15 protein-coding genes and 1 pseudogene are annotated in these 22454 nt (G+C 36.8%); 14 read left to right on the top strand and 2 right to left on the bottom strand.

Annotation, left to right across the window (positions count from 1 at the left end; translation table 11 throughout):
• Window positions 1-49 precede the first annotated feature (49 nt).
• The 14 genes from kdpF (at window position 50) to LUA90_RS00715 (ending at window position 19240) form a co-directional block, all read left to right on the top strand.
• Window positions 50-127: a K(+)-transporting ATPase subunit F gene (gene kdpF, locus LUA90_RS19535; protein ID WP_370634344.1), complete on the top strand. Its 78-nt coding sequence runs from the start codon at window positions 50-52 to the stop codon at window positions 125-127.
• Between the two features lie 27 nt (window positions 128-154).
• Window positions 155-1873, top strand: coding sequence for a potassium-transporting ATPase subunit KdpA (gene kdpA / locus LUA90_RS00775; RefSeq protein ID WP_231489778.1), 1719 nt, complete (start codon window positions 155-157; stop codon window positions 1871-1873).
• Between the two features lie 83 nt (window positions 1874-1956).
• Window positions 1957-3984, top strand: a complete 2028-nt coding sequence (gene kdpB / locus LUA90_RS00770) for a potassium-transporting ATPase subunit KdpB (protein ID WP_231489777.1) — start codon at window positions 1957-1959, stop codon at window positions 3982-3984.
• An 18-nt stretch (window positions 3985-4002) separates the two neighbouring features.
• The gene (kdpC, locus tag LUA90_RS00765; RefSeq protein WP_231489776.1) at window positions 4003-4563 is read left to right on the top strand and encodes a potassium-transporting ATPase subunit KdpC; all 561 of its coding nucleotides are present in this window, start codon (window positions 4003-4005) and stop codon (window positions 4561-4563) included.
• A gap of 100 nt (window positions 4564-4663) precedes the next feature.
• Complete coding sequence (locus LUA90_RS00760; protein ID WP_231489775.1) at window positions 4664-5734, top strand: porin; 1071 nt, start codon at window positions 4664-4666, stop codon at window positions 5732-5734.
• Between the two features lie 21 nt (window positions 5735-5755).
• Window positions 5756-6886, top strand: a complete 1131-nt coding sequence (locus tag LUA90_RS00755) for a sensor protein KdpD (protein WP_231460322.1) — start codon at window positions 5756-5758, stop codon at window positions 6884-6886.
• 24 nt (window positions 6887-6910) lie between these two features.
• Entirely contained in the window at window positions 6911-8659 is a 1749-nt protein-coding gene (locus LUA90_RS00750; protein WP_231489774.1) for an ATP-binding protein, read from the top strand.
• 76 nt (window positions 8660-8735) lie between these two features.
• Complete coding sequence (locus LUA90_RS00745; protein ID WP_231460195.1) at window positions 8736-9134, top strand: hypothetical protein; 399 nt, start codon at window positions 8736-8738, stop codon at window positions 9132-9134.
• Window positions 9135-9283: 149 nt separating this feature from the next.
• Window positions 9284-13615 carry a CusA/CzcA family heavy metal efflux RND transporter gene (locus LUA90_RS00740; RefSeq protein ID WP_231489773.1) on the top strand — a complete coding sequence of 1444 codons (4332 nt, stop codon included), beginning with the start codon at window positions 9284-9286 and terminating at the stop codon, window positions 13613-13615.
• A gap of 2 nt (window positions 13616-13617) precedes the next feature.
• On the top strand, window positions 13618-14745 hold the full coding sequence (locus LUA90_RS00735; protein WP_231460198.1) for an efflux RND transporter periplasmic adaptor subunit: 1128 nt from the start codon (window positions 13618-13620) through the stop codon (window positions 14743-14745).
• Between the two features lie 219 nt (window positions 14746-14964).
• Window positions 14965-15255, top strand: a complete 291-nt coding sequence (locus LUA90_RS00730; RefSeq protein ID WP_231460200.1) for a hypothetical protein — start codon at window positions 14965-14967, stop codon at window positions 15253-15255.
• Window positions 15256-15404: 149 nt separating this feature from the next.
• Window positions 15405-16409, top strand: a complete 1005-nt coding sequence (locus LUA90_RS00725) for an ABC transporter transmembrane domain-containing protein (RefSeq protein ID WP_231460201.1) — start codon at window positions 15405-15407, stop codon at window positions 16407-16409.
• Window positions 16402-17766 (top strand): HlyD family secretion protein, encoded by a 1365-nt coding sequence (locus LUA90_RS00720; protein WP_231460202.1) that lies wholly within the window; start codon window positions 16402-16404, stop codon window positions 17764-17766. The genes LUA90_RS00725 and LUA90_RS00720 overlap by 8 nt, the downstream gene beginning before the upstream one ends.
• Before the next feature lie 19 nt (window positions 17767-17785).
• The gene (locus tag LUA90_RS00715) at window positions 17786-19240 is read left to right on the top strand and encodes a TolC family protein (RefSeq protein WP_231460204.1); all 1455 of its coding nucleotides are present in this window, start codon (window positions 17786-17788) and stop codon (window positions 19238-19240) included.
• A 176-nt stretch (window positions 19241-19416) separates the two neighbouring features.
• Here LUA90_RS00715 and katG read toward each other — a convergent pair whose 3' ends face one another.
• Window positions 19417-21693 carry a catalase/peroxidase HPI gene (gene katG / locus LUA90_RS00710; protein ID WP_231460205.1) on the bottom strand — a complete coding sequence of 759 codons (2277 nt, stop codon included), beginning with the start codon at window positions 21691-21693 and terminating at the stop codon, window positions 19417-19419.
• Window positions 21694-21868: 175 nt separating this feature from the next.
• A pseudogene (locus tag LUA90_RS19530) lies at window positions 21869-22416 on the bottom strand (GrpB family protein).
• Between the last annotated feature and the right edge of the window lie 38 nt (window positions 22417-22454).

Genomic DNA, 22454 nt, shown 5'->3' with positions numbered 1-22454 from the left:
GGTGGGCCTCTTATAAATCAATTAACTGGTTCGATAAAATCTAAAAATTATGATCGCCTTATTTCTAATCGCTATTGCCGTATTCATTTACATGGTTTACGTGCTAATTAACCCCGAAAAATTTTAACATCTCTTATATTAACAATTCAAAAAAATGAACACAGAATTACTTGGAATAATCGCAACCTACCTACTTACAGTGGTAATTGCTATTCCGCTTGGCCGGTACCTGGCTAAGGTATTTGCAGGTGAAAAAGTCTGGACAGACTTTTTAAAGCCTTTAGAATCTGGTATTTATAAATTGTCAGGTATCAATCCAAAAGAAGAAATGGACTGGAAACAGCATTTAAAAGCTTTGATGATGATTAACCTGGTTTGGCTGGTTTATGGTTTCTTCGTATTGATTTTTCAAGACAAACTTCCTTGGAATCCAGACGGAAATCCGGGAATGTCTCCTGATTTATCTTTTAATACCATCATTAGTTTTGTAGTGAATTGTAATTTGCAACACTATTCTGGCGAAACTGGTGTAAGTTATCTATCACAACATTATGTTTTGATGTTTTTGCAATTTGTAAGTTGTGCTACAGGTATTGCCGCTGCGGTTGTATTGTTTAAGGCCTTTAGAGATAAAACCGCCACTAAACTGGGTAATTTTTGGGAATTCTTTGTAAAATCAATCACCAGATTGTTGCTGCCAATGTCTCTTATTATAGCAATTATCTTAGCTTTTAATGGTACACCGGCAAGTTATGAAGGCAAAGACCAGTTTATTTCATTGCAAGGCGATACCGTCCATGTATCAAGAGGTCCGGCTGCACAGTTTATTGCCATAAAACACCTTGGAACAAATGGTGGAGGCTGGTTCGGTGCCAATTCTGCGCATCCGTTTGAGAATCCAAATTATGTAACAAACACAGTTGAGTTGGTTGCCCAGGTAATTATTCCAATTGCAATGGTTATCGCCTTTGGTATTTTTATTAGAAGAAGAAAACTTGCCTGGACAATTTTTGGAGTTATGACTATCGGAATGTTGCTCTTGCTTGTACCAACCATAAGCTCGGAGTTAGGTGGTAATCCAGCTTTAGCAAAAATGGGTATAGGCCAATCAACCGGAGCAATGGAAGGTAAAGAAGTTAGGTTTGGACCAGCTATTTCTGCCTACTGGAGTACCGTAACAACAATTATTTCTACAGGTTCTGTAAATAGTATGCATGATTCTACAATGCCACTTACCGGACTTTGGCAACTCCTTGCCATGATGATAAATTCGTTTTATGGCGGTTGCGGTGTAGGTTTATTAAATTATTTTATCTATCTAATTATTGCAGTATTTATATCGGGTTTAATGGTTGGTAGAACTCCCGAGTTTCTTGGCCATAAAGTAGAGGCAAGAGAGATTAAGATTGCAGCCGTTATTACACTATTAAGCCCCTTTTTAATATTAGCCGGAACAGCTATTGCGAGTTATACCTTTAATAATTATGGCGATGCTACATGGTCGGTACAACCCAAAAACTGGCTAAATAATCCTGGTTTCCATGGTTTTTCTGAAATGCTTTACGAAGTAACCTCATCAAACGCAAATAATGGTTCTGGCTTTGAAGGCTTAGGAGATAACAATGTTTTTTGGAACGTGCTTACCGGAATTATTTTAATGTTTGGTCGATTTTTACCGATAATAGGTCCGATAGCAATTGCAGGGCTTTTAGGCGCTAAGAAATTCATACCAGAATCTGCCGGAACGTTAAAAACAGACACCAAAACCTTTGCGCTAATGACTTTCGCCGTGATTTTGGTATTAAACGCACTTTCTTATTTCCCGGCGTTGGCTTTAGGTCCGATAGCTGAATATTTTACCATCATCAAATAATAAATGTAAGATGTAAAGGGATTGCTAAAGATTTTAAAAAACATCAACACATCCCACAAAACATCAAACGCTACATAAATAAAATGGAATCTAACACTAAATTATTCGATTCTGCCTTGGTGCAGACCGCAATAAAACAATCTTTTATAAAATTAGACCCTCGGGTAATGGTTCGCAATCCGGTAATGTTTACGGTAGAAATTGGAACCTTGGTAATGGCTTATGTCACTATTTACTCCATTAGTAATCCGGGTCAGGGCTCTGCAGTTTATAACTTTGTAATTTTTCTTATCCTCTTGCTAACGGTTTTGTTTGCAAACTTTGCAGAGGCAATTGCCGAAGCCAGAGGTAAAGCACAGGCAGATAGTTTACGTAAAACGAGGTCGGAAACACCTGCTAAAGTTTTATTGCAGAACGGTACTGTTGAAATTAGATCTTCTAATCAACTACAAAAAGGCGATGTATTTTTATGCGAACCTGGTGACATTATCCCTACAGATGGTGAAATTATTGAAGGCATTGCTACCATCGATGAATCTGCAATTACAGGAGAATCTGCTCCGGTTATCCGAGAATCTGGTGGTGATAAATCTTCTGTAACAGGTGGCACTAAAGTACTTTCTGACGAAATAAAAGTAAAAGTGAGCACCGCTCCGGGCGAAAGTTTTTTAGATAAAATGATTGCCTTAGTTGAAGGTGCTTCCCGCCAGAAAACACCGAATGAAATTGCATTAACCATTTTACTTGCAAGTTTTACTTTGGTGTTTATTATTGTTTGCGTTACGCTGAAACCATTTGCAGATTACGCCAACACACCAATTACAATTGCTGCGCTGATTTCATTATTTGTTTGCCTTATTCCAACAACAATCGGGGGCTTGTTATCAGCCATTGGAATTGCCGGAATGGATAGAGCTTTGAGGGCAAACGTAATTACAAAATCTGGTAAGGCAGTAGAAACCGCAGGCGATATTGATGTTTTACTTTTGGATAAAACCGGAACGATAACTATTGGAAATCGTAAAGCAACTAATTTCTATCCTACGGCTGGAGTTGTGATTAAAGATTTTACAAATGCCTGCATATTAAGTTCATTAGCGGATGAAACACCAGAAGGAAAATCCATCATCGAACTTGCAGCCGAACAAGGTTACAAATCTTCTGGTACCCCAGCCAATTCAACATTTATCAAGTTCACTGCAGAAACCCGTTCTAGCGGTTTGGATACTGTTGACGGCAGAAGAATTAGAAAAGGTGCTTTCGATTCTATACGCAACATTGTCGAAAAAGCTGGTCATATTTTCCCTTCGGATATTGAAAACCATGTTAAAAATATTGCTACTAATGGCGGAACGCCTTTAGTGGTGTGTGAGAACGAGCAGGCATTAGGGGTGATAGAACTTCAGGATATTATAAAACCTGGCATAAGCGAGCGATTTGAACGCCTTAGAAAAATGGGTGTAAAAACGGTAATGGTTACGGGTGATAATCCTTTAACCGCCAAATATATTGCCGAAAAAGCCGGTGTTGATGATTTTATTGCCGAAGCCAAACCTGAAGATAAAATGAATTACATTAAAGATGAGCAGGCTTTGGGTAAGTTGGTTGCCATGATGGGAGATGGTACAAATGACGCACCTGCACTAGCGCAGGCAGATGTTGGTGTAGCCATGAACAGCGGAACACAGGCAGCCAAAGAAGCCGGTAACATGGTCGATTTGGATAACGACCCAACAAAACTGATAGAGATTGTAGAAATTGGAAAGCAACTTTTAATTACCCGAGGAACCTTAACAACTTTTTCTATCGCTAATGATGTTGCCAAGTATTTTGCAATCGTTCCTGCTTTATTTATCGCATCTATTCCGGCGCTTCAAAGCTTAAACATTATGGGCTTGCATACGCCAGAATCAGCCATTCTTTCTGCAGTGATTTTTAACGCAATTATTATCCCAATCCTGATTCCACTTGCTTTAAAAGGTGTTGCTTACAAGCCGATTGGCGCAACAGCTCTTTTACGTAGAAACCTATTTATTTACGGGATAGGAGGTGTGGTTGCACCATTTATCGGCATTAAAATAATTGATTTATTAGTTGGCCTTTTTGTATAGGCTTTAAAGAAAAATATCATGAAAAAATACATCATTCAATCCATTCGCTTAACTGCTATATTAATCGTTCTGTTATGCGTTGTTTATCCAATTAGTGTGGCATTTGTAGCTAAGTTTTCAAAAGGAAACGGTGGAGGAGAAAAAATTACCAGAAACGGTAAAACTGTCGGTTACGCTTTATTAGGTCAGTCGTTTAACAAGCCTGAATATTTTTGGGGCAGGCCATCAGCTAATGGCTACAACGCTGCAGGTTCAGGTGGTTCCAACAAAGGTCCTTCTAATCCAGATTACTTAAAAGAAGTTCAATCACGCATCGATACACTTTTAGAATACAATCCTTCAATTAAAAAATCTCAAATTCCTGCAGATATGGTTACCGCCTCAGGAAGTGGTTTAGACCCAAATATATCTGAACAAGGTGCTGCAATTCAGGTAGCCAGGGTGGCAAGCGTAAGAAAAATAAGCATTGAAAAAGTAAAAGAATTAGTTGCAATGAATACGCAAAAACCATTAATGGGACTATTCGGACCATCATCAGTTGATGTACTGAAACTAAATCTGGCATTAGATAAACTATAATATTCAAGGCACTGCAAGCCTAACCGAAAAATCGGTATAGGTTCGGCCGCACAACTACCTTAAATAAAATATATCGGGCAAGGCCCAAAAAAATAAAAACATGAAAATAATTTTAATATTTGCCGCTACATTATCAGCAAGCATGTACGTACATGCTCAGGAAACGCCAAAAATAAAAGTTTCAGGTTATCTTGAAACTTACTACGGATATGATTTTAACAAACCTGCCGACCATAATCGTCCAGGATTTATCTATTCACATAACCGTGCAAATGAAGTAAACCTGAATTTAGGTTTCATCAAAGCCGCTTACGATAGTGGAAACATCAGAGCAAATCTTGCCGTAATGGCGGGTACTTATGCTAATGCTAACCTGTCTGCAGAACCTGGTGTGCTTAAAAATATTTTTGAAGCGAATGCGGGTGTAAAACTCTCTAAAACCGCTAATCTATGGATTGATGCTGGTATTTTTTCCTCGCATATCGGCTTTGAGAGTGCCATTTCTAAAGATTGCTGGGTGCTTACCAGAAATATTTCATCAGAAAACACTCCCTATTATGAGTCAGGTGCCAAAATAACTTATGGTACCGAAGATGGCAAATTTACAGCTACAGCGCTGTATTTAAATGGATGGCAAAGAATAACCAGAATAAATGGTAACAATAAACCTGCAGGTGGTTTACAATTAACCTGGAAACCGAGTTCAAAAATTACCCTAAACTATAGCAACTATTTAGGAACCGAAGGTGCCGATTCTGTATTGGTAAATAGGTTTTATCATAATTTATATGGAGTTTTTCAGCTAACAGAGCAGTTAGGTTTAACGGTTGGCTTTGATTATGGAACGCAACAGAAACAAAAAGATAGCAACGAACATAACGAAGTGATTTCTCCGGTAGCCATTGTACAATATAAGTTTGCACCAAAATGGGCTGCCGCCGGAAGATTTGAATATTATGATGATAAAAACGGAATGTTGATTGCCACAGGTTCACCAAATGGTTTTAAAACCAAAGGTTATTCATTAAATGTCGATTATGCTCCAATCAGCAATGCTGTGTTAAGATTAGAAGGCAAGGTTTACGATAGCAAGGATAAAATTTTTATGCGTGATGTAGCGGCAGTAAATGCTAATGCAAGTTTAACGGCAAGTATTGCAGTTTCATTTTAAAAAGAATATTATCGGTCAATGATGGAAGAGCAGCAAAAAGACGATTCGGTTAAGTATTTCCTAAATCTGGTTAAAAAATCCAGAAGGGGAAAGCTTAAAATCTACATTGGCATGAGTGCCGGTGTGGGTAAAACCTATCGTATGCTGCAAGAAGCTCAGGCTTTACTTCGTAATGGAATTGATGTTTGCATCGGTTATGTGGAAACGCATAACCGTGTAGAAACCCATGCACTTTTGAATGAACTTCCAATTATCGAGCGGCGCAAAATATTTTATCGCGGTAAAGAGATGGAAGAAATGGATCTGAAAGCTATTGTAAATCGTCATCCAGAAATTGTAATTGTTGACGAACTGGCGCATACAAATATTGAGGGAAGCAAAAACGCAAAGCGATGGCAGGATGTTTTCGATTTACTGGAAGCCGGAATAAGTGTAATTTCGGCGGTTAACATTCAGCATTTAGAAAGCATTAACGAAGAAGTAGAAAGAATTACCGGCATTAGCATAACAGAGCGTATTCCTGATAAAATATTAGAGTTAGCCGATGAAATTGTAAATATTGATTTAACTGCTGATGAACTTGTAAATCGCCTTAAAGAAGGTAAAATTTACGATAAAAGTAAAATAGAAAGCGCACTTAAAAATTTCTTTCAGGCTGATAGGATTTTGCAACTGCGAGAATTAGCTTTAAAAGAAGTGGTGCATCAGGTTGAGCGTAAGATACTTACTGAAATACCAAAATCGGTTAAATTAAGGCCAGAACGCTTTTTGGCCTGTATTTCATCAAATGCCGAAACTGCCGGTGTTGTGATACGGAAAACGGCGAGATTGGCTTCTTATTACCGCTCGCCATGGATTGTGCTTTACGTACAAAGTGATAACGAAAGTTTAGAACGGATAAAACTGGATAAACAACGCCACTTAATTAATCACTTTAAATTAGCAACTGAGCTTGGGGCAGAAGTAATCAAAATAAAAAGTAACCAGGTTACCCAAACCATTATGGATATAGCTGCAGAGAAAGACGTAACAACCATTTGTATCGGGAAGCCGCATTTAAATATTTTCCAGGTAATATTGCGCACAGCAGTATTTAACGGACTTTTAAAAAACCTTGCAAAGAAGGATATCGATTTGGTTATCCTTTCCTAATTTAGCACTAATATAACAGCCAACATGAAAATCAAAACGAAACTCCGCCTTGGCTTCGGCTTCCTCTTTTTTATCGTTCTATCTTTCGGTTTAACAGCCCTTTTTTTTCTGAATGAATTATCTGATAAATCTAAACTCATTTTGAAGGATAACTACGAGAGTTTAAAATACGTTACCCAAATGCGCAATGTGCTCGATGCAAATGAATTCCCATTATCAAAAGAAGCGCAAAAAACTTTCGAATCCAGTTTATCAAAAGAAGAAAAAAATATAACTGAAAAAGGAGAAAAAAAGGCTGTAGAACAATTAGGCGAAAGCTACAGGAAGCTAGTTGAAAATGGCGCTGTATTAAATAAATCAAGTTATTTAAAAGATGTACGTGCCCAGTTGCAAACCATTGAAGCACTTAACATGACCGCTATTTTTAATAAAAATGAACAAGCCAATGCAGCCTCAGGAAGAGCGAATATTTATATTGCTGTCGCTGCCTCCGTATGTTTTTTGGTTTTGTTTACTTTCATTGTTAATTTTCCAGGTTTCGTAGCCAATCCACTAGCCGAGTTTAGCAAAGCCATTCGCGAAATTGCCAACAAAAATTACAAGCAACGCCTTCATTTTGATAATAATGATGAATTTACAGCTTTGGCATCGTCATTTAATGCAATGGCAAGCAAACTTAACGACTGGGAAAATAGCAACCTTTCAAAGTTAAAAAGCGAGAAATTACGCATAGAAGCCATTATTGCGCAAATGCAAGATGCGATTATAGGCCTGAATGAGAAAGGAGAGGTATTGTTTTTAAATACCCTGGCTTCAAAAATTATGAATCTCGATGCAACCCAAACAATCGGACAAAATGTTTCCTCCTTGGAGAAAAAAAATGAATTGCTTAAAAGAATCGTCAATCCTCAGCAAGATAATAAGCCTTTAAAAATTTATGCTGATGAGCGTGAATCATATTTCCAGCTGGAAAGTCGTGAAATTATTATCCCAAATTTAGAATTTAATAATGACGATACCCTTCTTGAATCCACCAAATCGGCCGGTAGTGTGTACGTTTTGAAAAACATTACGCAATTTAAGGAGTTAGATGAAGCTAAAACTAATTTTATTGCCACGGTTTCTCATGAGCTTAAAACGCCATTATCCTCTATAAAAATGAGTTTAAAATTATTGAAAGATAACCGCGTTGGCGATATGAATGATGAGCAGAAAGCCTTAATAGAACATATTGGAGAAGATTCTGAAAGGCTTTTAAAAATCACCAGCGAACTATTGGATTTATCTCAGGTAGAAACCGGAAACCTAAAGTTGAATTTTGCTTCAACAAAGCCGATTGATATTGTAAATTATGCGATTGATGCTGTACGTTTTCAAGCCAATCAAAAAAACATTCTATTAGAAATCAATTGTATAGAAACTTTACCTCAAGTTTTGGTCGATATGCAAAAAACGGCCTGGGTATTAGTTAATTTTCTGTCAAATGCCCTCCGCTACAGTGCAGAAAAATCAACCATCAAACTAGATGTTTTCTTAATTAATGATGAAATCAGATTTTCTGTAAAAGATTTTGGTAAAGGGATTGATGAACGCTACCAGAAAAGACTTTTCGATCGTTATTTTCAAGTACCAACGGATGGGCAGAATAAATCAGGCTCGGGCTTAGGTTTAGCCATTTCAAAAGACTTTATAGAAGCAGAAAAAGGCAAAATCTGGTTAGAAAGTGCTATAGGTGAAGGAAGCACTTTCTATTTTTCTTTGCCAAAAGCATAAAGCTTAAAAAATACATATCTGCTAACATTTGCCAGGATTTTTTGCTTTTGACTGGCATTTGTTTAATTTTATAGCCTTGAAGAAATTCCTACACATATTGCTCCTTGGTTTTTACTTGTTTTCTACAACAGAGTTGCAAGAAATAGCGAAAGTTCCGGTATTGTTTCAGCATTTTTTTGAGCATAAGGGTTTGGATAGCAATGTTACATTTTTAGGCTATTTGGAACACCATTACAGCAATATACCACATACAGATAATGATGAAGAAAGAGATAATCAACTCCCTTTCAAAAACCATAATTTCTGCACGGCTAATTTTTTAAGTCCGGCTTTGCCAACATCTTCTGGCATAACTTTTAAAAAAGTTTATCAGGTTATTCCACAGCTTAAAGTTATTTTAAATAACGATATCCTCTTATATTCGGCCTATGCCGGAAAAATTTGGCAACCGCCAAAGTCTTCAATCCTTTCTTAATTTTAGCTTTTTGGTCGTTTAGGTTTTAATGTTTTTATTTCATATTTTGTTATTAACTATATAATAATCAGAGATAAAAATCAATTTTAATTATCTAGATCCAACCAACAAACCACGCATTTTTAGAAACGATTAGATCCTAGTTTTTCATGTTAAATAAAATTATTGAGTTTTCCATCAGGAATAAACTCATTATTGGGCTTTTTACCATCAGCCTTATTATATACGGAGGTTTTGAATTAACAAAATTGCCAATTGATGCCGTACCAGACATCACTAATAACCAGGTACAAATTATTACTACTGCTCCATCTTATGGCGCAACAGATATCGAACGATTAGTAACTTTTCCGGTTGAGCAGGCCAATAGTAACATTGCAGGCATTAAGGAAATTAGAAGTTACAGCCGTTTTGGTTTATCATTAGTTACGCTTGTTTTTAATGATGATGTTGATGTGTATTGGGCTCGCCAACAAGTTGCAGAAAGGCTTCTTGTAGTTCAGGAACAAATTCCTCAGGGCATTGGTAAACCCGAAATGGGACCAATTTCTACCGGTTTAGGAGAAATTTATCAGTATGCTGTAAAACCTAAAAAAGGTTATGAGCATCGATACGATATTACCGAACTGCGTACCATTCAGGATTGGATTGTAAGGCGCCAGCTTTTGGGCGTAAAAGGCGTTGCAGAGGTTAGCAGTTTTGGCGGCAAGCTTAAGCAATACCAGGTTACCGTAAATCCGAACAAACTTTTGGCACATAAAGTTACCATTACTGATGTTTTTAATGCTTTAGAAAGTAATAACCAAAATACAGGTGGCGCCTATATCGAAAAACAATCAACAGTTCAATACATCAAAACAGAAGGATTAATTGGAAACAAGGCTGACATAGAAAGTATAGTTGTAAAAAATAATCCCGAAGGAACGCCTTTATTAATTCGTGATGTTGCAAACGTAGAAATTGGTTTTGCAACCAGGTACGGTGCTTTAACTTTTAATAACGAAGGCGAAGTTTCTGGGGCAATCGTAATGATGCTTAAAGGTGCCAACAGTAATGTGGTGGTTAAAGACATCAAAGAAAAGATTAAACAAATCAGCCAAAGTTTGCCCGAAGGGGTGGAGATAGTACCTTTCTTAGACCGAACCAGTATGGTAAATAATGCCATTAGTACCGTAGAAACCAATCTTTTAGAAGGCGCATTGATTGTGATTTTTGTTTTGGTTGTTTTCCTGGGCAATTTAAGGGCAGGTTTAATTGTTGCTTCTGTAATTCCGCTATCAATGCTTTTTGCCATAATTATGATGAATATTTTTGGCGTAAGTGGAAACCTGATGAGTTTAGGTGCGCTTGATTTTGGCTTAATTGTAGATGGTGCTGTAATTATAGTAGAGGCCGTTATGCATCAGCTTGCGCATAGTAAAAAGTTTGCAGGCGTATCCAATTTAAAACAAAATGAAATGGATGCTGAAGTGAAAAGCGCATCATCAAAAATGATGAATAGTGCCGTTTTCGGACAAATTATTATCCTTATCGTTTATCTCCCAATATTTAGCTTGCAGGGCATTGAAGGTAAAATGTTTAAACCAATGGCGCAAACTGTAGCTTTTGCACTATTAGGTGCTTTCATTTTATCTTTAACCTACATACCCATGATAAGCAGTTTGCTTTTGAGTAAGAAAATTAAAACCAAAGCAAACATTGCTGATAAAGGAATGGAGAAAATAGAAAATAAGTACAGCATCTGGCTGAATAAAATTTTAGCTTTTCCTAAAACAGTTATTGCAGTAGTGGTTGTACTTTTTACCATTTCAATTTTCATACTGACTAATTTAGGTGGCGAATTTATCCCATCAATTGAGGAAGGTGATTACGCTGTAGAAACAAGGGTTTTATCGGGTAGTAGTTTAAGTACATCAATAGAAAACATTCAGAAAGTAGCTGGGATTTTAAAATCTCGTTTTCCGGAGGTAAAAAATATTGTAACCAAGATAGGAAGTAGTGAAGTGCCTACAGAGCCATTACCGATGGATATGGGTGACATGATTATAAACCTGAAACCGAAGAAAGAATGGACCTCGGCAGATAATTTTAAGGATTTAACAGAGAAAATGAGTGAAGCCGCGAGCGAAATTCCGGGCGTTACCACCAGTTTTCAGTTTCCGGTGCAAATGAGGTTTAATGAATTGATGACAGGTGCAAGGCAAGATGTGGTTTGTAAAATTTATGGAGAAGATTTTGATACGCTTGCACATTATTCAAAACAAATAGGCAATCTGCTCAGAAATATTGAGGGTACTTCTGATATTTATGTTGAACAAATTTCCGGAACACCACAAATCGTTATCCAATACAATCGTGATGTTATTGCTCAATACGGTTTAAATATTTCTGACATTAACAGAAATGTAAACACTGCTTTTGCAGGCCAAAGTACGGGTTTGGTTTTTGAAGGCGAGAAACGTTTCGATTTGGTTGTAAAACTTCAAAACGACCAAAGGAGAAGCATATCAGATGTTCAGCGCCTGCTTATTCCTACACCTCGGGGTAATCAGATTCCATTGAGTCAGTTAGCCAATGTTTCTTTGGTTAACAGCCCAAGCCAAATACAACGGGAAGATACGAAACGCCGCATATTGGTTGGTTTTAATGTGAAAGGAAGAGATGTAGAAAGCATTGTAAACGAATTGCAGGAAAAAGTAAAGGCCAAAATTAAATTGCCAACTGGTTATATAATGAGTTATGGCGGCTCGTTCCAAAACTTAAACGAGGCCAAATCTCGTTTATCGATAGCTGTACCGGTTTCACTCATTTTAATCTTCCTGTTACTTTATTTTGCATTTGGTTCTATAAAATACGGACTGTTAATTTACACCGCTATACCATTATCAGCCATTGGCGGAATTTTCTTACTGGCATTGAGAGGTTTGCCTTTTAGTATAAGTGCCGGTGTAGGTTTTATTGCACTATTTGGTATTGCCGTGCTCAACGGAATTGTACTGGTAGCAGAATTTAACAACATAAAAAAAACAGGAGAAACCGATATGAAAAAAGTTGTTTTGAAGGGAACAAAAACACGTTTAAGACCAGTATTAATGACTGCTTTTGTAGCATCATTAGGTTTTTTGCCCATGGCACTTAGTAATGGGGCCGGGGCAGCCGTTCAAAGGCCATTAGCCACCGTTGTTATTGGCGGCTTAATCATTGCTACTTTCTTAACCTTATTTGTGTTGCCAATACTTTATGTAGCTTTTGAAAAAGGTATTAAGTTAAATAAAAAAGTTATTCAGGTTTCTTCTGTTATCATAATTTGCATTTTTTCTGTATCGGCTAATGCCCAACAATCCATTACACTACCACAAGCTTTAGATAGTTTGTACCGAAATAATTTAAGTTTAAAAAGCGCTCAGCTGCGGACAACACACAGCCAGGCGCTTACAAAAACCGCTACAACTATTGCTCCTTTAAGCATTAATGGAGAATATGGCAAGTACAATAGCGATTTTACGGATAATAAAATTAGTGTTGTTCAGGGCTTTAATTTGCCTTCGGTTTATGCCCGGCAAAAAGATAAGCTTTTGGCAGAGTGGAAGACTACGGTTTTACAGCAAGATTTAAATAAAGCTGAATTAACCCGATTATGTACCCGGATATTTTACGATTTATTAGTGCTGAAAGAGGTTAAAAAAACCTACAAACAGGCAGATAGTAATTATAAAAAACTGCAGGAGCTGGCAAATTTGCGTTTAAAAACGGGCGAGAGTAACCTGTTGGAGAAAGCTAATGCTGATAATCAATTGATGCAAATTTCGACAAAACTTATGCAGCTTGGGGTAGAAGAAAATTTATTGCAACAGCAATTTTCATTTTTGTTAAACAGCAATCTTATTTTTTCGCCAAAGGCGGATAAACTGAAATCTAACTTGCAATTTGTAGATACATTGGCATTGAAAAATCATCCTGAAATTAAAATTCGTTTACAGGAAGAGCAGACTGCCAATGCGGGTACAAGAGTGGAGCAATCAAAACTTTTGCCTGAAATAAATTTGGGTTATAACTCTACAACATTGCAGGATGGTATAAAATACGGAACAGACAATCGCTTCCAATCAATGCAGGTTGGTTTAAACATTCCATTACTCGGCGGTGCTCAACGCAATCGTGTAAAATCGGCGAAGGTTTACGAAGAGTTTGCCCGGGCAGAAACAAACTTAAAAACCCGGCAATTATCTACCCAGTTAAAGGCTACCTATCAGCAATATCAGCAGCAATTAATTATTGTAGATGAATTAGAAACTAAAGGTTTGGCAACAGCCCGAGATATTAATAAAACTTTGGCCAGTCAGTTTAAAAACGGTGCGATTAATTACTTAGAATACACCTTGTTAAATAACGAAACAATTAGCATTAAAAGCCAATATTTTGAGGCAATTAAACAGTTAAATACAACAATTATTGAATTAAATTATTTGTTAGGACAATAAAAATGAGATTTCAAAAATATATAGTGATGTTAGCGATTTGCGCTACTTACGCCTGTAATAGTAAAACGGAGAAAGCAGAAGTTAAGGAGCTTGCTCAAGAAGATGAAGTTAGCCTAACTGCTGCACAATCGGCTAATATAGGCTTGCAATTAGCAGAACCACAGTGGGGCGAAACCAGCGAAGTTTTAAAATTACAGGGTAAAATAGATGTACCGCCTCAAAACCTAATTTCGATTAGTGTGCCTTTAGGCGGATACCTGAAAACTACTAAACTTTTACCTGGCATGCACGTAACAAAAGGGCAAATTATAGCCATTATGGAAGACCCGCAATACATACAATTGCAACAAGATTATTTAAGTGTAAACAATAAACTGTATTATGCCGAAAAAGAGCTATCGCGACAAAAAGAGCTTAATTTAAACAAAGCGAATAGTGATAAAATATTGCAGTCGGCTGAAATTGAATACAAAAATTTTAAAGTTGAACAGACAGCCTTGTTAGAAAAACTCAAGCTGATAAATGTAAGTCCGGCGAGTTTAAAGAGCGGTAAAATTTCTAAAGCAATAAATATCTATTCACCTATAGATGGTTACGTTAGCAAGGTTAATGTTAACATTGGTAAATACGTTACACCATCTGATGTGTTGTTTGAATTAATAAATCCAAGCGATATTCATTTAAACCTTACTGTTTTTGAAAAAGACTTAAGTAAAATTAGCATGGGGCAAAAAGTAATAACTTTTAACAATGTTAAACCTGAAGGCAAATATGAAGCTGAGGTTATTTTAATTGGGCATAACGTGGCTGAAGGCGGCAGCAGCGAAGTGCATTGCCATTTCGAAAAATACGATAGAAGTCTTGTACCGGGTATGTATATGAATGCTGAATTGAAATTTAAAAATCAGAAAGTGCAATTACTGCCAGAAGAGGCTATTGTTAGTTTTGAGAATAAGGATTTCGTTTTTGAGCAATTAACAAAAGATAAATATAAAATGCTTGCCGTTAATACTGGCGAAACACTTGATGGAAAAACATCGATTCATGGTGATTTGACCGGCAAGAAAATTGTAACAAAGGGAGCTTATTCCCTATTAATGAAGCTCAAAAATACCAGCGATGAAGAATAATTTATCTTGATTTTTATAAAAGCCTTTCAGTTTTATCTCGGCAGAGCATATTACTGAAAAGCTTTAATATAGTTATTTTGATTTTCTGATAATCAAATGACCTGTTTTTTAAAACAAAAGCACCTCTGATTTCCTTTATAAGCCGGTTTAGCATTATATTTGCAACCTCTAATGATGCAAAGGTTAAGAAACAATTTCTTTAAAAGTGCTTTTGGTTTTATGCTTTTAAGCATATTGGCCTTCAAAGTTATCGCCTTTGCAATTTCATGTTTCTCTGATAATGCTAATACGCTTGCCATTGAGAAATCAACACAAGAGAATAAAGATAAAGAGGAAGAAACATTTGAAAAAAATAAGAAAAAACTTGTTTTACATGAGTTTTTGTCATTTTCTAATCAATCTATTTCAGTTTCAAATTTCTTATCTCTAAAAATTTACTCATTAAGAATAAAAATTGGTTTAAAACCATTAAAAACAGTTCCTACACCGCCTCCCAACTATTTCTGCTAATTATTATCCATTAGATTAGTTTGCTTTTCAGCATTGTATAAATTGATCTGCCTTTAGAATGGAATTTTTCGTATATATACGTAATTTATGTATTTAATCTTAAAATCTTGAGGTTAAAAATCTCGTAATCGATTATCAATATCATTTAAATGAAAAATCATCAAATTGCCGTCCCACCAACGCCTTGGCAAAGATTGGTTCGGATGCTTCATCTGGAGCGTAAAACCATCAATTACATATTAGTTTATGCCATGTTAATTGGTTTAATTGGCCTGTCGTTACCTCTTGGTACAAGTGCTGTTTTTAACCTTTTATCTAACGGAGCGATGTACAGTTCCACTTATATTCTCATTGCTGTTATTTTGGCCGGTATTGTAATTGGCGGAACATTACTCATTGGTCAGCTTACTTTGGTAGAGTTTTTAGAGCAAAAAATATTTACCAAAGCAGCTTTGGAATTTGCTTTTCGTTTACCACGAATTAAGAAAAGAGCATTGGAAGGTGAAAACCCATCAGAACTGGTTAACCGATTTTTTGATATCCTTACCATCCAGAAAGGATTAACAAAATTATTGGTAGATATTGTAGCGGCTGCCGTACAAATATTCTTCAGCGTAATTCTTTTATCTTTTTATCACCCTGTGTTTATGGTATTTGGAACCTTTGTACTTTTTGTTATCATCCTTATTTTATTTTTATACTGGCGCCAGGGTGTGCGTACAAGTATAGAAGAATCTGGTTATAAATATGAAGTTGTAGGTTATCTGGAAGAAATAGCGAGCGATTTAGATACTTATCGCAATAATAGTGCAAAGCGTAAAGAGATTGTTAACCGTACTGATGAAATAACTGCAAATTACATCGAAGCACGAAATCAACACTTTGGTGTTTTAAGAAAGTTTTTTATAACGGCTGTGGCAATGCGTACCGTTTTAATGGGTGCATTATTGCTTTTAGGTTCTTATTTTGTTTTCGAACGCCAAATGACGTTTGGGCAATTCGTTGCTGCAGAGGTTATTATTGTTCAGATTAGTTATGCTATTGAAAAATTGATGACCAATCTGAATACTGTGTTTGATATGGTTACCGGCAGCGAAAAATTGGCGGTTGTAACTGATTTAGAATTAGAGGAAGGAGATATAAACCATGGCTAGAATAAGTGATAATCTTTCTCAGATTAAAGATTGGGAAGAACTTTCTGTACACGCAAACAGTAAAATTATAGATGCTAAAGGCCCACAAAGATTAGGAAAAATAATGCTGTTCATCCTTGTTTTTTTTGTGATATTGCTTTTCCTTCCTTATCGTCAAACTATCCCTGGTAAGGGTACTGTAACCGCATTACGGCCTGAAGACAGACCACAAACGGTACAAAATCAAATCGGCGGAAGAATAGAACATTGGGCAGTAATAGAAGGTCAGGAAGTTGAAAAAGGAGATACCATTCTTGTAATTTCCGAAACCAGTCAATCTTACTTTGACCCTGAATTACCTACTCGCTTAAACGAACAACTCGCTGCAAAACGCGGCAGTGAAACAGCAGCAGTTCAGAAAATTGATGCAACTAAATCGCAAATGGACGCCATGACCGATGGATTGCATTTGCAGATGAAAGCTGCTGAGAATAAGGTTCTTCAGGCAGAAAATTATGTGCGTATTGATAGTGCAGAATTATTTGCGGTGCAGAAATTTTACGAAACGGCAAAAGTTCGTTTGGAGCGTTATGAAGTAGGTTATAGAAATGGATTATTTTCTTTAACGGATATTGAAACCCGTAGACTAAAATTACAAGAGGATTATGCTAAAGTTATCAGTCAGCAAAATAAACTGAGCAATGCAAAGCAAAACCTTTTAAATGCTAAAATTGATTTAGGCAACATCAGGGCTAAATATCAGGAATCTATTTCTAAAGCAGAATCTGATTTGAGTTCGGCAATTTCCAGCAAAGCTAGTGCACAAGGTGAAATTGCGAAGTTGAGAAATGATATTGCAAACATCAGTGTAAGACGCGGATTATACGTTGTAAGAGCGCCACAAAGTGGATTTGTGGTTAGAACACTAAAAGCAGGTATAGGGGAAAACATTAAGGAAGGCGAATCTATTGCAACGCTTCAACCAAAATCGCCTATGGTTGCTGTAGAATTATACATAAGTGCAATGGATGTTCCTTTAATATTGGATACGAGCGATGTGCGGTTGCAATTTGAAGGTTGGCCGTCTGTTCAATTTTCTGGTTGGCCATCAGTAGCCGTTGGTACTTTTGCCGGTAAGGTTTATTCTATAGATAAAGTAAGTAGTGCTGGTGGTAATTATCGCTTGTTGGTAAGCCAAACCAAGCCAGTTCCTGCTAATGATGACCCATGGCCGCCACAATTAAGACAAGGTTCTGGTGTTTTTGGACGAATAATTTTAAGGGCAGTGCCTTTATGGTACGAAATCTGGCGACAGCTGAATGGTTTCCCGCCGAGTTTAGAGAAGGAACCTGCGGAGAGTAAGGAAAAAAAATTATGACGGAGGTTATCAAATGAAAATGTATTTAAAGAAATTTTTATTAGCTAATGCTCTAATAATGTTGCTGTTTGCCGATGTAAATGTTGCACAAACAAAGCCAGCAGTTAGTTTAGATACCGCTAAAGTTTTTGCCTTAGATGATTTGCAACTGTTGGTTTTTAGATATCATCCAATAATTAAGCAAGCTGCCTTATTAAGTGAATCTGCGAAGGCAAATGTTTTACAATCCCTTGGTTATTTCGATCCGGAGCTTAAATCAGGCTTTGGGAGAAAGCTTTTTGGAAATACCGAATATTACAATAAATGGAATAACGAACTTAAAATTCCGCTTTGGCTTGCCGGAGCTGATTTAAAAGTTGGTTATGACCGTAACGTAGGTACATACGTAAATCCAGAAACCCGAACTAATGGCGATGGCTTAACTGCTATTGGTTTAAGTATCCCGCTAGGGCAGGGTTTAATTATTGATGCCCGTCGGAATACTTTAAGGCAATCAAAAATTATGGTTCAATATGCCGAAGCAGAGCAATTGAAACAAATTAATAGTGTTTGGTATACAATTGTAAAGGATTATTGGAACTGGTATTATGCTTACAAACAGTATCAACTGGTAAATGAAGGCTTAGATTTGGCGCAGCTCAGGTTCAAAGCATTAAGTGCCCAAACCGTACTAGGAGATAAGCCAACAATTGATTCTGTCGAGGCGTATATCACCGTTCAGGAAAGAATTATCCAAAAGGAAAAGACGGCAATAGAGTTGCAAAATGCCAGGCTTGTTTTGTCAAACCATTTATGGAATGAAGCTGGAAATCCTTTAGAATTACCTGTAGATGCTGTACCACAGAATGTTTCAACGTTGGTTACTCGTCCAAACCCTTTAATTCTGGATACATTACTTGGCCAGGCGGCTAATCAGCATCCCGAACTTGTTAAACTTCGAAGTAAAGGCGCACAGCTTGCTGTAGAGCAAAGTTACCGGCGAGAATTACTCAAGCCTAAATTAAATGTAATCGGGAATTTAATTTCCAGCCGGACCAATTTTAATAGTAATATACCAGGATATTACGATTTTAACTGGAGTAACTACAAGCTTGGTGTTGAGTTTGCATTTCCGCTCTTTTTACGTTCTGAGCGTGGTAAATTGCGTGAAGTTAAAATAAAACAACAAGAGCTTAATTATGATTTGCAGCAATTTGGACGGGAGATAAGAAATAATATTATGGCTTCATATAACGACTTATCTGCTTATTCAGCGCAGCTGAACGTTCAGATAGAGAGTATCAAAAATCAGCAGATTTTAGTTAATGGCGAAAGCCAGAAATTTAACTTAGGCGAAAGCACTTTATTTTTAATAAACAGTAGGGAAACTAAGTTGATTGATATGAAAATAAAGCAGGAAAGTATGGTTGCTGGTTATCAAAAAACCCTGGCCGAATTGTATTATAAAGCCGGAACGCGGCAATTTGCTCAATAAAATTAAACTTTATAAAATCCTTTCGGCAATGTCGGAAGGATTTTTTTTTGAGTTTAAGATTTACAATCCATTTTAATTTTTATGGAGCACAACCAAAAATGAAGCTTATTTTAAAGTCAAAAAAAAAGGTGCTATATGGCTATAGCACCTTAGAATTTTAATTATTAACTATTTGATTATTTTAAATCAAACCTGTCTAAATTCATTACTTTGTTCCAAACCTTCACAAAATCTGTTACAAATTTTGATTTTGCATCGGCACTTCCATAAACTTCTGCAATGGCTCTAAGTTCTGAGTTCGAACCAAATACCAAATCTGCTCGGGTTGCAGTCCATTTTGGTTGCCCGGTTTTACGGTTGGTGCCAATATACAACTCATTATCTTCTGAGGTCGATTTCCATTGAGTATTCATATCAAGCAAATTGACAAAGAAATCATTTGTAAGCTGACCAGGCGTTTCTGTAAAAACTCCGTTTTTAGAACCATCTGCATTGATGTCTAAAACACGTAAACCTCCTAAAAGCACAGTTAACTCTGGTGCGGTTAATGTCAAAAGTTGCGCCTTATCTATCAAAAATTCTTCTGTAGATACCTGAGATTTGGTATTTCTAAAATTTCTAAACCCATCAACATGCGGCTCCAGATAACTAAAAGATTCTACATCTGTTTGGTCTTGCGATGCATCCATACGGCCGGCTGCAAATGGTATATTTACGGAATGACCAGCGTGACTGGCAGCTTGCTCAACGCCAAATGTTCCTGCTAAGACAATTAAATCAGCTACAGAAATTTTCTTGCCATCAAAAGCAGCACTGTTAAATTCTTGCTGAATGCTTTCCAGCTTGCTTAAAACGGTTTGCAGTTGAGCTGGATTATTAACTTTCCAATCTTTTTGAGGCAACAAACGAATTCTAGCGCCGTTAGCACCACCACGTTTATCAGAACCGCGGAATGTTGAAGCAGAAGCCCAAGCTGTTGAAACCAGTTGGCTAATGCTTAATCCTGATTCTGCAATTTTAGATTTTAAAGTATTGATATCATTTTCATCAACTAGCGGATGATTTACTGCTGGAATTACATCTTGCCATAGTAAATCTTCTTGAGGCACATCCGTACCTTGATAACGTGCCTTCGGACCCATATCGCGATGCGTAAGTTTAAACCATGCTCGCGAAAAGGCATCAGCGAAAGCTTCAGGATTTTCTAAAAATTTTCTTGAGATTTTCTCATAAGCCGGGTCAAATCTTAAAGAAAGATCCGTAGTTAACATGGTTGGCTTATGCTTTTTAGTAGCATCAAAAGCATCAGGAATAATAGAATCTGCATCTTTTGCAACCCATTGATGTGCACCTGCCGGGCTTTTGGTTAATTCCCACTCAAAACCAAATAAGTTTTCGAAAAAGTTATTACTCCATTGTGTTGGAGTAGTTGTCCAGGTTACTTCCAAGCCACTGGTTATTGTATCGGCACCAACACCAGAACCATATTTGTTGTTCCAGCCAAATCCTTGCGATGCAATATCTGCTGCCTCTGGTTCTTTTCCAACATTATCTGCCGAAGCCGCACCATGCGTTTTACCAAAGGTATGCCCGCCTGCAATTAAAGCAACTGTTTCTTCATCATCCATAGCCATTCTGCCGAAAGTATCACGAATATCTTTTGCAGCTAAAATTGGGTCAGGGTTTCCGTCTGGTCCTTCTGGGTTTACATATATTAAACCCATTTGAACTGCTGCAAGTGGTTTTTCGAGGTTGCGGGAATGTACATCGCCATCGGCATCATCATCAGTAACTACTACGCCATGATTTTTAGGCGCACCATCAGAACCATGTGCATAACGAACATCGCCACCTAACCATGTAGTTTCCGAACCCCAGTAAACCGATTCGTCTGCTTCCCAAACATCGGCTCTGCCACCTGCAAATCCAAAGGTTTTAAAACCCATTGATTCTAAGGCGATATTTCCGGCTAAAATCATTAAATCGGCCCATGATATTTTCTGTCCGTATTTTTGTTTAATCGGCCAAAGTAATCTACGTGCTTTATCTAAACTAACATTATCGGGCCAACTATTTAATGGTGCAAATCTTTGCAAACCAGCACCGGCGCCGCCGCGTCCATCGCCTACACGATAAGTACCTGCACTGTGCCAAGCCATACGGATAAACAGACCACCGTAATGACCAAAATCTGCCGGCCACCAATCCTGCGAATCCGTCATTAATTCATGTAAATCATTTTTAACAGCTTGTAAATCAAGGCTGTTAAAAGCTTCTACATAATTAAAATTTTCATCCATTGGATTGGAAAGGGATGACTGCTGGCGAAGGATGTTTAATTTTAATTGATTTGGCCACCAGTTATGGTTTCTGGTGCCGCCACCGCCAATATTTTGTTTCATAGAACCATTGTGAAATGGGCATTGGCTGATGTCGTTAGAATCTTTTTCCATATTTTGATTTTTATGTTTTGTTAAATAAAGCCGAGGGATAATCAATCAGCTTTTATAAAATTAGGGTATTCATCGCACTAATCACAATCAATTAATTCTATATATCAATAGTTAAAAGCTATTAACGCTCTTAGTTTATTCTTAAGCGGTTCTATACATTAAGCAAACCATCAAATTAAATAATATCTAATTTAGTTTGATGCATTTTAGCTTTATAGATTATTTTATCAACAAAGTTTTTAGCAATAACTTCCTTAAAAGCTGCGTATGTTTTTCTGTTCTGCTTTGCATCTTCAGCGATTTTGTATTTGAGTTCCTGGTATTCTTTACAATCCAATTCATCAGCCCTCAATTGATTTCTAAATAGTAAATGTTTTTTCAATTCTTTACTGTCTTTTGGGCATACATATAGATGATGAGCGATACCATCAAGTATTTTATCATTAGTGTTAAGATTTCTTTTAAATACTTCTCTATCCACAATGCCTTGATTTCCGTTGTGATAATAACCTATTTTCTCTAACCGCTTTTTATTTGTTCGAATTCTATTTCCTCCCCAAATACTATATCGATATCTATAATTGGTTTAGCTGCCAAATTTATTATTGCAGTACTACCAATGTGTTCGATGGCAATATTTAAACCATTTAAGGCTTGTATGAGCACATTGCTAATTTTATTGAAATCATCAGGCCATGTTTTTTGATATTTTACAATTATCATTTTGTTCAATATGAGTATTCTTTAAACTAGTGCCTTCA

Origin of the sequence: Pedobacter sp. Leaf170 (genome assembly GCF_920984665.1) — a bacterium.
Classification (GTDB): domain Bacteria; phylum Bacteroidota; class Bacteroidia; order Sphingobacteriales; family Sphingobacteriaceae; genus Pedobacter.
This window is presented reverse-complemented; position numbering and strand designations above follow the sequence as displayed.